Origin of the sequence: Nonomuraea sp. NPDC052116 (assembly GCF_040680035.1) — a bacterium.
GTDB classification, from domain to species: Bacteria; Actinomycetota; Actinomycetes; order Streptosporangiales; family Streptosporangiaceae; genus Nonomuraea; species Nonomuraea angiospora_A.
This window is the reverse complement of the sequence record NZ_JBFAWA010000049.1, coordinates 62574-76418: the sequence shown is the minus strand read 5'-3', so window position 1 is coordinate 76418 and position 13845 is coordinate 62574. Positions and strand designations below refer to the sequence as shown.

Genomic DNA, 13845 nt, shown 5'->3' with positions numbered 1-13845 from the left:
CCAAGGCTTCCGTAACGCTTCCTTTTCACTCCCGGATCCAGACGGTCATGTCGGAGAGGCCGCGGTTGGCCCAGGAGAAGTACGGCACGGCGGTCAGCGTGACGTCGCGCCGGGCGGGAGGACGGTCGCCGTACAGCGAGCCGTCGGTCTCGGCGTCGGCGGTGGCGTCGGCGTTCAGGGTGACGACGCCGGTCCGCTCGTCCGGGACCGCGTGGACGGGGGTGTCGCGGGCGAGGGTGAGGCTGTGCACGGCGCAGTCGTGGTCGACGCCCTCCAGGCAGAACACGATCGGACCGCGCTCGAGTGCGACCTTGCCGGCGGTGGCGGCGACGGCGGGATCCGCCCAGGTCCGGCGGACCTCCATGCCGAGATCGATCTCGACCACGTCGCCGGCCCGCCAGCGGCGGGAGAGGACGCAGTAGCCGTCGCGGAGGACAGGCTGGTCAACGGGCTCGCCGTTGACGGTGAGGGCCGGCTGCCGGCTCCAGCCGGGGATGCGGACGGCCAGCGCGAATTCCGCCCCGTCGTCGGCGTGGGTGACGGTGACGGCCAGGCGGCCGTCCCGGGGGTAGGCGGTGTCCTGGCGGAGGGTGACCTCGCCGCCGGCGAAGGTGAAGCGGGCGGTGCCGGCCACGTACAGGTTGACGACGGCCTCGCCGGGTCCCTGGGCGTAGACGTAGCGGCCGAGCTCGCTGAGCAGCCGGGCGAGGTTGGGCGGGCAGCAGGCGCAGTCGAACCATTCCTGCCGGGTGACGGTGCCGTGGCTGGCGAGGGGGTTGCCGTAGAAGTAGCGGGTGCCGTCGGCGGAGGCGCCGCTGAGGACGCCGTTGTACAGGGCGCGTTCGAGGGCGTCGACGTAGTGGCCGTGGCCGGTGAGGTTGCTCATCCGCCGGGCCCACTGGACGAGGCCGATCGCGGCGCAGGTCTCGGCGTAGCCGTGGGCGTCGGGCAGGTCGTACGCGGGTCCGAAGCCTTCGATGCCGGGATCGGAGCCGAGCCCGCCGGTGATGTACAGCTTCTTGTCCATGACGTTGGCCCACAGCCGGCGCACGGCTTGGAGCAGCCGGTCGTCGTCGTACTCGCCGGCCAGGTCGGTCATCGCGCTGTACATGTACATGGCGCGGACCGAGTGACCGACGGCCTCGGCCTGGTCGGCCGCGGGCAGGTGGCTCTGGTTGTACTCGCGGAAGCGCCGCAGGTCCCTGGGCTTCCGGGGGAGCCTGGTGCCGAAGTAGCCGGGGGTGCCGCGCCGCCGCAGCTCGGCCTCGAAGTAGTAGGGCTGCTCCCCGCGCCAGTCGATGAACCGCCGGCCGAGGTCGAGGTAGCGGCGCTCGCCGGTCGCGCGGTAGAGCTTGACCAGCGCGAGCTCGATCTCCTGGTGCCCGCAGTAGCCGCCGGCGCGGGGGCCGTCGGGGCTGAAGACGGTGTCGATCAGGTCGGCGTAGCGGCGCACGATGTCGAGCAGCCGGGTCTTGCCGGTCGCCTCGAAGTGGGCGACCCCGGCCTCGATGAGGTGACCGGCGCAGTACAGCTCGTGGGCGTCGCGGAGGTCGGTGAACCGCTCCCCCGGCTTGACGACGGTGAAGTACACGTTGAGGTAGCCGTCGTCCTGCTGCGCGCCGGCCAGCAGCTCGATCGCCTCGTCGACGGCCCGGTCGAGCTCGGGGTCGTCGGTGGTGGCCAGGCAGTGGCTGGCGGCCTCGATCCACTTGGCGACGTCGCTCTCCCAGAAGATGTGCGGCTCGTCCGGGTCCCCCGGCCGCCAGGACAGGCTCAGGGCGTCGAACTGCTGTCCGGGCCGGCGCAGCTGGCCCTCCTGGTGCCGCAGTGTACGGGTACGGATCAGCTCGCGGCGCGGCGCCCAGAACTCGTCGTCGATGGTGACCGCGGTCAGCGGCAGCGGCTCGCGACGCAAGGCGGCGGCAGAGGTCATGGTCATGGTGTTCCCAACGAGGTGTCGTGAGATGAGCCCGGGGCCCTGGGAAGGACCGCGGTGCCCCAGACGTAGGCGAAGGAGGCGAAGGCCGGTACGGCGACGCCGAAGACCGGGACCAGCCCCGGGACGACGTAGTACGCGCAGAGGATCACGCCGACCACGAGCAGCGTGACGAGCGCCTGGACCGGACGGGCGAGGACGAGGATCGCGCTCCGGCGGACGAGCGCCCCCGGCCCCTCGGCGAAGTGGGCGGCGAGGATCCAGATGTTCGCGCTCATGCACGACACGAACAGCGTGACCAGCCAGAGCAGCGCGCCGAGCAGCGGCTCGACGACGCCGAGGTCGGCGCTCTCCAGCAGCCGCCGGTCCACCAGGAGCACCGCCCAGGCCGCCGCGAAGACGTAGCCCACCACGTTGGCGGTGCGGAACTCCTGCCGCCAGAGCCGTCGGAACTCGCGAGGCGCTCCCGAAGGCAGGAGCTCGCCGCGGATGACGCCGTACACCGCGGCGGTCGCGGGGAAGACGCCGAGCACGATGCCGCCGGCCAGGGTCCACACGATCCACAGCAGGTGCAGCTTGAGCAGCAGCAGGCCCATCTCGCCCGCCCTCGTGTGCCAGGTGAGGACGCGTCTCATCAGCCCTTCACCGACCCGATGAGGACGCCCTTCTCGAAGTAGCGCTGCAGGAACGGGTAGAGCACCAGGACCGGGAGGCTGGAGACGACGATCACGCCGTACTTGATCTGGTCGGCGTACTGCTGGTCGTAGGAGGTGCCGCTGCCGCCGGAGGCCCCGACGCCACCGGCGAACGCCTGGTTGGACAGGAGGATGTCACGCAGCACGATCTGCAGCGGTTGCAGCGCGTTGTCCCGGACGAACACCATGCCGGTGAAGAAGTCGTTCCAGTGCTGGACCAGGTAGTACAGGCCGATGACCGAGACGATCGCCTTGGACAGCGGCAGCGCGACCCTGGCGAAATACTGCAGGTAGGACACGCCGTCGATCATCGCCGCCTCGAACAGCTCCTTCGGCAGCGAGTGCTCGAAGAACGCGCGGGCGATGATGAGGTTGTAGACGTTCACCGCCGACGGCAGGACGAACACGAGCCAGTTGTCCAGCAGGCCGAGGTCGCGATAGAGCAGGTACGTCGGGATCAGCCCGCCGTTGAAGAACATCGTGAACACGAAGAACAGCATGAGGATCCGCCGCGGGCGGAACTCCGGCCGCGACAGCGCGTACGCCGCGGGGATGGTCACGACGAGGTTCAGCGCGGTCCCGACGACGCTGTAGAGCAGCGTGTTGCGGTAGCCCGTCCAGATCCGCTCGTCGTTGAAGATCTCCCGGTACCCGAAGAGGTTCACGCCCTTCGGCCACAGCCACACCTCGCCGGTGGAGATCAGCGACGGGTTGCTCACGGACGCGATCACCACGAAGTAGACCGGATAGACCACCGCGAACAGGACCGCCACGCAGATCGCGCCGAGCGCCAGCGTGAAGACGACGTCGCCCGGTGTCTTCTTGCGGAAGAATGTCACCACAGGCTCCAGTTCGACACGCGGCGGGCGATCGCGTTGGCGGCGATCAGGAACGCGAAGTTGATGACCGTGTTGAACAGGCCGATCGCGGTGGCGTAGCTGAACTGCGTGCTGAAGATGCCGATCTTGTAGACGTACGTCGCGATGACCTCGGACACGGGGAGGTTCAGGTTGTTCTGCATCAACCAGACCTTCTCGAAGCCGGTGTTCAGCACACCGCCCATGGTGAGGATGAGCAGGATCACCATGGTCGGCACGATGCTCGGGACGTCGACGTGCCGGATGAGCTGCAGCCGGTTCGCGCCGTCCACCTTGGCCGCCTCGTACAGCTGCGGGTCGACCCGCGAGAGCGCGGCGAGGTAGATGATGCTGTTCCACCCGCAGTGCTGCCACACGTCGGAGATCACGTACACCGGCACGAAGGCCGCCGTGTCGCCGAGGAAGTTCACCCCGTCGAGGCCGAACAGGGCGGAGACCCGGGTGAGCAGCCCGGTGGACGAGTTGAGGAACGCCTGCAGCATGCCGACGATGACCACGATCGAGATGAAGTGCGGCAGGTACGTCGCCGTCTGCATGACCCTTTTGCGCCGGCCGCCGGCGATCTGGTTGATCATCAGCGCCAGTAGGATCGGCGCGACGAACCCCACCACAAGGGTGGTGAAGGCGATGACGAACGTGTTCTTCAGCAGCGGCCAGAACAGCGGGCTGTCGAAGAACTGCCGGAAGTACTTCAGGCCGACCCAGTCCCCGCCGGTGAGCCCGGCGGTGAAGTCGAACTCCCGGAAGGCCAGCTGGATCCCGTACATCGGGACGTACAGGAACACGGCGACGAACCCGACGGCCGGCAGGACCATGAGCCACAGTTGCCAGTACCGCCTGACGTGCCGGCCGGCACCCGGCTTTCGGGCGCCGGCCGGCTTGCGAGCCGCGACGAGAGACTCCGCCATCAGCGCGTCTTCACGTACTCGTCGTAGTAGCGCTGGTAGATGTCGATGCTCTTCTGCAGGCCGGCGTTCTGGACCTGCTGGACGTACTGGCCCCACTGATCCTCGACGCCGCCCTTGGTGATCCACTCGGCGAACTTCGTCATCGCGGTGTTGAGCATCGTGGTGTTGTTCAGCCCGAGCTGGTTGGTGTCGTCGGGCTTCATCTGGATGAACTGGAACGGGTAGACGTCCTTGTCCACGTCCATGTTCGCCAGCGCCTTCTGCAGCGGCTCGGTCTGCTCGACGGCCTCGTCCAGGTCGGCGGGCAGCTTCACCTCCATGTCGTCCCGGATCCAGACCGGGCCGGCGTCGGCGATGGTGACGGTCCACTTCCAGGTCGACGGGTCGACCTTGGGGTCGGCCGGGGGGAGCACCTCGTACTCCTTGTCGCTGATCTTCTTGACGTACTTGCCGAGGTCGCCCCACAGCACCTGCAGCGACATCTCCTTGTCGTAGAGGGCGTTGACGACCTTGAGCGCCGCCTGCTTGTTGCTCGTCTTGGCGGACATGAGGATCTGGTTCGACGGGAAGTTCTCGCCGTTGGAGTCGTAGGTCCAGGTCACCGGGGTGGTCTGGCCGGCCTTGGCCAGCAGCGGCGCCATCGCGACGTACTGATCGGCCAGCTCGGCGCCGAACCGGTCGCTGGCCGTCCAGCCCCAGCTGAAGCCGACCTTGGCCACCTTGCCGGAGCCGCGGCCGACCGCCTGGTAGGCCGAGTAGTCCTGCGTCATGACGTTCTTGCTGACCAGGCCGGCGGCGTAGCAGCGATGGAGGAACTCGATCACCTGCTTGTAGCGCTCGTCGACGAGGAAGTTGCCGACCTTGCCGTCCTCCAGGAAGTAGCCCTGGCCGCCGCCGCCCGCGATCGGCAGGCCGACGCTGCCGAGCAGCACGCTGGGCTGGAAGTAGCCGAAGCCGCCCGTGCCGACCGGTGACCAGTCCATCGGGATCTCGTCGTTCTTGTCACCGTTGCCGTTGGCGTCCTCCTCCTTGAACGCGACGAGCACGGTGTAGAGCTCGTCCCAGGTGGTCGGAACCTTCAGGCCGAGCCGGTCGAGCCACTGCTTGTTGATGTACTGGTGGGTCACGGTCGTCGGCCAGAACCGCTTGTAGCCCGGGACCGCGTAGACCTCGCCGCCGGTCAGCGTGGCCATCGACTTCAGCTGCGGCTTCGCCGCGAACAACGCCTTGACGTTCGGGAGCGCGTCCAGGTCGTCGGCCAGGTTCTCGAAGAGCGTCCGGTACGTGCCCAGGTCGGCGTTCGTGATCGCGTTCGTGCCGATGATCAGGTCCGGCACGTCGCCGGCCGCCAGCATGGTGGACTTCTTCTGGTCCCAGTCGGCGGAGATCTCCTGCCACTGGATCTTCACGCCCGCGATCTTCTCCAGCTGTTTGGGCCACTCCATCGTGCTCATCGGCTTGGTCAGCGGATGCTTGCTGACCGAGATCCGCAACGTGTTCGGATCGCCGGAGTTCTTGCCGGAGCAACCCGCGAGTGCGGTGAGGCCGGCCGCGACGACGAAGGCCCGGCGGGACAGAGCCGGTGAGGTGGCCATGCGGTCCTCCTGAGGGGGGACGGAGGGGTGTGACCGAGATCTCGGTGAATGTTTCAGCGATGTTAGGGGCCGTCATTCAGCGTTGTCAATGACAAGACAATCAGGGGAAGAAGTGACCGCGTCGAGGGGTGCGGAGTGGGTCAGGCCGGTCCGGACGAGTCGCGAACCAGCAGGTGCACACCGGTGTGGACCTGCCGGGCCGCGCCGTCGTACCCGTCGAGGCGCTCGATGAGCAGGTGGACGGCGGCGGCCACCATCTCACCCTGGTCGGGGCTCACCGACGACAACGACGGGATGGTGAACTCCCCCTCGTCCGTGTCGTCGAAGCCGGTGACCGCGACGTCCTCGGGGATGCGGATGGCGTGCGCGCGCAGGGCTTTCAGCACGCCCACGGCGATCGTGTCGTTGACGCAGACCGCGGCGTCGAACCTGGGGCCGGAGCGCCGCAGCAGCCCCACCATCGCCTCGTAGCCCGAGGCCCTGCGGTCCCAGTCGGAGCTGTAGGCTACGAGCGAAGGATCATGCTCGATGCCGTGTTCCTCCAGAGCGGCGACGAACCCGGAGTAGCGGTCCCCGGTCGGGACTGCGCCCGCCGGACCGTTCCACACGAACGCGAGCCGCCGTCGGCCGGTGGCCAGCAGGTGCCGGGTGATCGCCAGGAAGCCCGCGTGCTCCCCCATCAGCACGCCGTCGAGCGTCTTGATCGGCGCGCCGCCGAGGGCCACCGCCGGGCGCCGCGGCGCCGCGCCGGCGAGCAGCTCGTCCGACAGGTGGTGCGGGCAGATGATGACGCCGTCGACGTCGGCGGTCGTCACGCCGAGCACCGCGTCACGCTCGCGCTCCCCGCCGTTGGCGATCCGCAGCGTGCTGGTGAACCCGCACTCGGCCAGGGCGAGGATGAGCCGCTCGGCGTTCTCCGCGAAGTACGGCTGGTAGAGGTTCGGCACGACGACGGCGATCCGGCCGGTCCGGCCGGAGGCGAGCCCGCGCCCGGCCTGGCTCGTGGCGTGTCCCGCCTCGTAGCCGACCTCCTCGACCGCGGCCTGGACCTTGGCCCGGGTGGCGGCCGAGACATGCGGGCGGCCGAGCAGGACGTTGGACACGGTCTTCGCCGAGACCCCGGCCCGCACGGCGACATCCGCCAGCGTCGGGCGCTTCACCGCGGGTCCCGGCCGAGCGTGGACTCACGCCGGATCAGCTCGACCGGCGAGACGAGCGCGCGCGGCTGTCGCGGCGCCGTGCCGGCGAGGCGCTCGGCGAGCAGCTCCAGCGCGCTGCGCGCCAGCCGGGCCGGTCCCGGGTCGATCGTGGTGAGCGACGGCGTCGAGAACCGCCCGTCCTCCAGGTTGCCGTAGCCGGCGACCGCCACCCGTCCCGGGACGTCCACCCCGTGCTTGACGAGCGCCGCGAGGGCCCCGAGCGCCACCTCGTCGTTGACGCACAGCAGCACGTCGACGTCCGGGTGCCGCTCCAGCACCTGTACGGCGGCCCGCGCGCCCGCGCGCCGGTCGGCCACCTCGCCGAGATCCGCGCACGGCACGGGCACCGGGCCGGATCGGTCGAGACAGGCGCGCAGCTCATCCTGATGCGCGCCGAGCAGCGCCGGGCGGGACCGGCCCATGACGGCGAGGTGGCGGGCCATCAGGGCCGCCGCCTCCGCGACGTCCTCCTGAACGCGATCCACCTCGACCCGATCCACCTCGGCCGCGCCGCCCTGCACGACCACCACCGGGCGGTCGTCCAGCCCGTCGCCGACCGGCCCGACCGGCCCGATCAGCACCACGCCGTCGAACGTCTTCCCCCGGCCGGCGAGCACCGCCGCCACCCGGGCCGGATCGCCGTGCGTCGGCTCGACCGCCGCGAGCATCCCCCACCGATCGGCCTCGGTGACCAGGGCTTCGACGAGACCCGCGAGATACGGGCGGCGCAGCTCGGTGACGGCGATGCCGACCACCCCGACCTGCCCGGTCCTGAGCGTCCTGGCGGCCCGGTTGGGGACCCAGCCGAGCTCGTCGATCGCCGCATGCACCCGGCTCACCTTCTCCGGACGGATGTGCGGCTCGCCGTTCACCACACGTGACACGGTCTTGATCGAGACGCCCGCCCGATCGGCCACCTCCCGCATCGTCACGCGCATGCGAACAGCGTAGGTCACGGTAGGACTTCTCAGCATTCGGTTTGTGATCAGCAGGCCAGGGGTGCCGAGCCGAGGGCCACGTCGTCGTACCAGAGGGTGTCCTGGTCGCTGCCGTAGCTCTCCCAGCCCAGCCGCAGCGTGGCCGGGCGCGGCGCGGTGGCGCGGCGCAGCCACTGGGAGTCGATGTCCTGCGTCGGGGTGCCGTCCACGCGCAGGCCGGCGACCTCCTGGTTGTCCAGGTACGTACGCATCGACTGCTTGGTGGTGTCGATCTCGTAGCGCAGGCAGACCCAGCGGTTGACGGGAAGCGCGGTGCTGAGCGCGACGCCCGCCGGGCTCTGCTCGGGCAGGGTGGCGTCGTCGGACTCGCGGTTCCACTGCAGGGCGCCGTTCTGGCCGCCGATGCGCAGGTCGCGGTTGCCGTCATTGGCGTCGGCCATGGTGATCATGCTGACGTGCGTCGCGGGCAGGGCGGTCGTGTGCCGGACCCACATCCTGGCGTAGACCACCGGGCCGACGCGGGAGACGTCGCGGGTGGTGCCGACGAAGAGGTGGTTGCAGTAGCCGCCGCCCCCGTTGACCCGCACGGACTTGCCGCCGCTGTGCGTGATCGCGGTGTCGATCACGGCCGTGCCGGTGCCGGCGCAGTTGGGGGTGACGACCTGCCAGTCGCCGGACGGGCTGCCCGCCTGGTCCTCGAACCCGGAGCAGACTGTCGCCCCCGAGCAGCCGGGCGGCACCGTGGGGGTGACCGTCGGGGTGACCGTGGGCGTGACGGTGGGGGTCTGGCTCGGGGTCGTGGTGCCGTTGCAGGCCACGTCGTTGAGCGTGAAGTCGGTGGGCACGGGGTTGGCCGACGACCAGGTGGCCTGCAGGCCGAACTCGGCGCTGCCGCCCGTGGCCAGCGCGCCGTTCCACGCCACGTTGACCGCCGTCACGACCCGGCCGTTCTGCTCGACCTGCGCGTTCCACGCGCTCGTCACCCGCTGGTCCCCGGCGTACGTCCACCGCAGCCGCCACCCGCTGAGCGCCGTCCCCAGGTTCGTCACCTTCACCTGCGCGGTGAAGCCGCCCTGCCAGGAGTTCACGGAGTAGTCCACTTTGCACCCGGTGTCCGCGGAAGCGGGGGCGGTCACGGCGGCGATGCCGCCGATCGCCACGGCGACGCAGGCGACGACTGCCCAGAGCCGGGCAGACAGCGTGTGGGGACCGGACATGACATCGCTCGCCTTCGGGGTCCGTATGGGAGCGCTCCCAAACCGTCTCTTGACGACGATGGTTCGCGGGATCCCGCCGAAGTGTCAACCCCGCGCCTGCTCCCTACGCACCTGACCAGGGAGCTCACCGCTGAACCTTTCATCCCGGCCGCACGGGATCAGCCCGCGGCGAGGGCGGACAGGATGGAGTCGGCGATGACCCGATGGCCGGCGGCGTTGGGGTGGTCGCCGTCGGCGGCCAGCAGCGGGGTGTCGTCCCGGGAGCCGTCCCCCTTGAACGGTCCGTAGACGTCGACGTAACGCGCGCCCTTCGCCGCGGCCGCACCGGCGAGGGTCCGGTTCACCATGCGCGTGAGGGCGTCGCTGTTCGACACGTACGCCGTCCCCTTGGCCCGGGCACTGTCGCCGTCCAGGAACACGTTCCAGTAGCCGGTCACGACGATCCGGCTGCGCGGGCGGGTCTGCAGCGCGCGAACCTTGCCGAGGATGCCATCCACGTTGGCGCGCAGCCGCGCGAGGTCGTTCTGGTAGCAGGCCAGGCCCGCGCGGGCAGCGCAGTCGTCGTCCTCGAGCGCGTCGCTGTCGAAATCGTTGGCGCCGATGGTGATGATCACCAGGTCGGCTTTCACGATGGCGTCCGTCGCCGACCCGTCGTCCATCTGGTCGAGCAACCCCTGCGAGGTGAGCCCCCCGGTGGCCAGGTTGTCGACGGCGACGCCGGTGCCCTGCCTGGTCGCCAGGGTCTTCCTGATCAGCGAGACGAAGGTGTCGCAGTCGCACGCTGAGCCCGCCGGCACCGAATCGCCCAGCCCCACGATGGAGGTCACCGCCGCCGGTCCGGAGTGCGGGGTGGTGACCGTCTCACCGGCTCGCGCGTCCCTCGCCACCCTCGCGACCGGGACGGTCTCAAGCGCGACGCTCCAGGCCACGGCGAGGACCGCGATCACCGCGACCCCTCTGAACCGCCGGGTCATGCCGGTGTCGCGGCGGCCCGCTCCGTGACGCCCGCGCATGACGCTCACCCACCGCACGCGATCGCCCCCTGCCTTACCGCCTCAGCCCCGCGTCACCGTACCGGCCGCCTGCGGCAGCGTGAGCGAGATGCATCAGCTTACGCTGGACACTCCACGCAAATCCCCCACTTCGCCCCCGCAAGGTGACCGGCATCGAGCCCGGGTCGACCCTCGGCGTACGGATGCTCAGCACGGCGGTGGAGTTCCGCTTGAAAACCTTCGCCGCCTGCGCCTGGGCGGTGCCCGTGGTGGCGATGCGGCATGCCCGCGATCATGGTTGCTCGGCGAGTGCGGCGTCGGGCAGCGGGCGGTGGCGGAGGAGTGTCTCCACGGCGACGAGCGAGCACGGCGCGGTCAGTGGGTGTCTGGTCTGGGGATATGGACGCCGGCGGCGCGGAGCTTGGTCTCGACGAGCGAGACCCCCCGGGCCGCGGCCGATCCCTGCTCTTCGCCGTGGAGGGCGATCAGCTTGTACCGGGTCGCGGCCTCGGTGCGGGCTTGCAGACCGGTCACGATCTTCAGATGTGCGGGGTTGGCGAGGAAGTGGTCGGCCATGGCGGTGGCGAGCTCGGCGAGGCGCGGGTCGTCCGGTTCCCAGGCCGCGGCTTCGGCGCCGCGCTTGATCAAGGCGACGAACCGGGTGTCGTCGAGGGCGTGCTCCACATGCGTGAGGTAGTCGTCGAAGCCCTCGGGGACCAGGGCCCTGGCCAGCACCCAGCCCTCCCTGGTGGCCGCCACCTCGTCCGCGGGGAAGCCGAGGCCGGACAGTCGCTCCAGTAGCACCACGGCACGGTCGGGCAGCAGAGCCCGGTCCCCGTCGGCGAGCCGGCGCAGCGTGTCACGCCGTGCGATCAGCTCCTCGATCCGTTCGTCAAGCTGCCGCTCGACGTCGGCGAGCGCGGCGGTGAACAGCGCGGGGTCGGCGTCGAGCATCGGCCCGATCTCGGCCAGTGGCACCCCGGCGCCGGCCAGCGTCCGGACCTGCACCAGTCGCAACAGGTCGGCCGATCCGTACCGCCGGTAGCCGGAGCTGTCGCGTTCCGGCTCCTTCACCAGGCCAAGCTTGTGGTAGTGCCGCACCGTCTTCACCGTGATGCCGACGAAAGCCGCCGCCTGCCCGATCGTGACTCCGTTCATCTGCGCAATCCTGCCTTGTGCTCGAGCTCGGCGACCGGGCAGACCACAGCCGAGCATGGGGACGGGCCACGCCGAGCTCGGCGTGGCCCCTTGAGGCGTATGGGTCACAGGTGCTCAGCCCCGTCGGCCGAACACCTCGTTGAGGAGCCTCTGCTGGGCCTTCTGGAACGCTGCTGCGATGGACAAGTCGGCGTCGTCCACGCAGTTCAGCGCGGCGGTCAGGGTCTTGCTGCCGTCGGGGGTGCTGTACATCAGCGCCGCGTGGCCCACGGCGGCGCCGTTGTGGGAGATGAGCGTGCCGCCGCCGTCCGTGGTCACCACGAACACTCCCAGGCCGCAGTCCATGTTCGGGATGCCCGTCGGGTGCGGGGTGCACATCTCGGCCAGCAGCGGGGCGGGCAGGAGCTTGCCGCCCAGCAGCGCGGAGATGAACGTGTGCAGGTCCTGGGTGGTCGAGATCATGTCGCCGCCGGTGGAGATCCAGGAGGGGTTCTGGCGGGTGATGTCGATCGTCTGCTGCTCGCCGGCATCCTCGTACCGGTAATAGGCGTGCGCGTGGGGCGCGGGGATCTCCGGCGAGGCGTCCGGCACCACGGTGTCCGACAGCCCGAGCGGCCCCAGGATCAGCCGCCGCATCTCCTCGGCCAGCGAGCGGCCGGTGACCTTCTCGACCAGCAGCCTGGCCAGCACGTAGTTGGTGTTGGAATAGCTCCAGCCCGTGCCCGGCTCGAACCGCGCCGGCTTGGACAACGCCAGCCGTACCAGTTCCTCCGGCCGGTAGGTCTTGAGCCGGTTGTCCACCCACTCCTTGCCCGTGGCGCCGTAGGGGATGGGGATCCCCGGCACGACCGTCCCGTCCTCGTAGACCTCGCCGCTGAAGTTGAACACCCCGCTGGTGTGCTGCAACAGCATCCGCACCGTGATCCGCTCGTCCAGCCCGAACCCGGGCAGATAGTTCGCCACCGGGAGGTCCAGCCCGACCTTGCCCTCGGCCACCAGTTGCAGCACCAGGGTGGCGGTGAAGGTCTTGGTGTTGCTGCCGATCCGGACGTGTCCGTTGATCGGTGGCTTGGCGGTCCCGCCCAGTTCGGCCGCCCCTGCGCTGCCGGCCCATTCACCCCGCTCATCGTGCACGCGCAGCGACACCCCGACGAAACCGGCATCGACGATCTCCTCGATCGCCTTCCGCAGCTCCGGGCGATCCTGCCCGCCCGCAGCTTCCGATACGGCGCCGCTGTCCGCGGTGGCCGCCCTGGCGGCGTCGAGGGCTTCGGTGATCTTGCGGGCCATCTCGGCCGTGGCAGGGCTCGGCCGGCCCTGGTGCGTCTGTGCGGTTTCGACCGCGATGAGAACGGCGCTGCGGAAGTTGCCGGCCTCGGCCGGATCCTGCGTCTTCAGCAGGTTCATGGCCGCGGTCAGGGCCGGCAGCACGCGGTCGGCTATCTCGGCCACGGACTTGCCCACCAGGTCCTTGCCCCTGGGATACTCGGCGAGCACGTGCCCGACCAGGCCGGTGGCCGAACCCAGCGCGATGCTGCCGTTGGCGGCGATCTTGTGGGGCTTGCCGGCGGCACCGGCGGCGGCCATCAACGACACGGCGCCGTACGCGGCAATCCGCAGGGTGCTCTTGTCCTGGTCGGAAAGGATGATCGTCATGGTGGTTCGTCCTTTGAATCTGTTATGTCCATGTCGGCGTCGTGCCGCTGCGCCGAGCTTCCACCCTGACCCAAGGTCAACCTCAACCGTGATCCAGCTCACAACTACTTTGGGGCGTTGAGACAGCTGCGGGAGCAGGACGCCGTCCCCGTCGGGTGCCAGTCGCATCTCGCACGGTCCGGCAGCCTTCCGTAAGGCGATCCCCCACCGGAACACCGGGCAGCTCCTGGCTCTCGGCGTCCCCGAGGATCGGAGCAGTATCGACCGCGGCCTCTTCGCCGCAACAGCGCCGGCCTCGACCAAGCCCTCGCCGCCGGGTGGGACGGCAGCGTCTTCGCCGTGACCAAGTTCGACCGGTTCGCCCGCGACCTGGCTGAGGCCAACGAGATCCTCACCGCCCTGCCCGGCCCGGGCGCCAAGGTCCACGACTGGAACGACCCGTTCGGGCGGCTGTTCCTGCAGACCCTCGCCATGGTCGCCGAGTTCGAGGCCAACCCCGGGCACACGCGCACCCGCGAGAGCATGGCCCTGGCCGACCCGGCCACCGAGTACCAGCGTCGGACGCCCCTCCGTCCACGGGCCCCTCCAGGTAGAACCTGGATCAAGCCCAGGTGCGTACCAGGTCGGGGCGCAGGGACTCGACCCGGGCGGTGAGGATGCAGCCCCAGCCGTG

General features: G+C 69.9%; 11 protein-coding genes and 1 pseudogene. 1 reads left to right on the top strand and 11 read right to left on the bottom strand.

What is annotated here, in order from left to right; all coding sequences use genetic code 11:
• Nucleotides 1-25 precede the first annotated feature (25 nt).
• From AB0L65_RS55765 to AB0L65_RS55715, 11 genes are all read right to left on the bottom strand, one after another.
• Nucleotides 26-1939 carry a beta-L-arabinofuranosidase domain-containing protein gene (locus AB0L65_RS55765; RefSeq protein ID WP_364264619.1) on the bottom strand — a complete coding sequence of 638 codons (1914 nt, stop codon included), beginning with the start codon at nucleotides 1937-1939 and terminating at the stop codon, nucleotides 26-28.
• Entirely contained in the window at nucleotides 1936-2571 is a 636-nt protein-coding gene (locus AB0L65_RS55760) for a DUF624 domain-containing protein (protein WP_364264617.1), read from the bottom strand. Before AB0L65_RS55760 ends, AB0L65_RS55765 begins: the two co-directional genes overlap by 4 nt.
• Nucleotides 2571-3470 carry a carbohydrate ABC transporter permease gene (locus AB0L65_RS55755; RefSeq protein WP_350734098.1) on the bottom strand — a complete coding sequence of 300 codons (900 nt, stop codon included), beginning with the start codon at nucleotides 3468-3470 and terminating at the stop codon, nucleotides 2571-2573. The genes AB0L65_RS55760 and AB0L65_RS55755 overlap by 1 nt, the downstream gene beginning before the upstream one ends.
• Nucleotides 3467-4417 (bottom strand): ABC transporter permease subunit, encoded by a 951-nt coding sequence (locus tag AB0L65_RS55750; protein ID WP_364264615.1) that lies wholly within the window; start codon nucleotides 4415-4417, stop codon nucleotides 3467-3469. The genes AB0L65_RS55755 and AB0L65_RS55750 overlap by 4 nt, the downstream gene beginning before the upstream one ends.
• Nucleotides 4417-6012, bottom strand: a complete 1596-nt coding sequence (locus tag AB0L65_RS55745) for a hypothetical protein (RefSeq protein WP_364264613.1) — start codon at nucleotides 6010-6012, stop codon at nucleotides 4417-4419. Before AB0L65_RS55745 ends, AB0L65_RS55750 begins: the two co-directional genes overlap by 1 nt.
• A 140-nt stretch (nucleotides 6013-6152) precedes the next feature.
• On the bottom strand, nucleotides 6153-7172 hold the full coding sequence (locus AB0L65_RS55740) for a LacI family DNA-binding transcriptional regulator (protein ID WP_364264611.1): 1020 nt from the start codon (nucleotides 7170-7172) through the stop codon (nucleotides 6153-6155).
• Nucleotides 7169-8167, bottom strand: a complete 999-nt coding sequence (locus tag AB0L65_RS55735) for a LacI family DNA-binding transcriptional regulator (RefSeq protein ID WP_364264609.1) — start codon at nucleotides 8165-8167, stop codon at nucleotides 7169-7171. The genes AB0L65_RS55740 and AB0L65_RS55735 overlap by 4 nt, the downstream gene beginning before the upstream one ends.
• Nucleotides 8168-8196: 29 nt before the next feature.
• Nucleotides 8197-9366, bottom strand: a complete 1170-nt coding sequence (locus tag AB0L65_RS55730) for a cellulose-binding domain-containing protein (RefSeq protein ID WP_364264607.1) — start codon at nucleotides 9364-9366, stop codon at nucleotides 8197-8199.
• Nucleotides 9367-9524: 158 nt separating this feature from the next.
• Complete coding sequence (locus AB0L65_RS55725; RefSeq protein WP_364264605.1) at nucleotides 9525-10379, bottom strand: SGNH/GDSL hydrolase family protein; 855 nt, start codon at nucleotides 10377-10379, stop codon at nucleotides 9525-9527.
• A 354-nt stretch (nucleotides 10380-10733) separates the two neighbouring features.
• The gene (locus AB0L65_RS55720; protein WP_364264603.1) at nucleotides 10734-11516 is read right to left on the bottom strand and encodes a MerR family transcriptional regulator; all 783 of its coding nucleotides are present in this window, start codon (nucleotides 11514-11516) and stop codon (nucleotides 10734-10736) included.
• Nucleotides 11517-11630: 114 nt separating this feature from the next.
• Entirely contained in the window at nucleotides 11631-13172 is a 1542-nt protein-coding gene (locus AB0L65_RS55715) for a serine hydrolase domain-containing protein (protein ID WP_364264601.1), read from the bottom strand.
• A 300-nt stretch (nucleotides 13173-13472) separates the two neighbouring features.
• Between AB0L65_RS55715 and AB0L65_RS55710 the strand changes: the two are divergent.
• Nucleotides 13473-13826 (top strand): annotated as a pseudogene (locus AB0L65_RS55710) (recombinase family protein); the annotation flags it as partial.
• Nucleotides 13827-13845 lie beyond the last annotated feature (19 nt).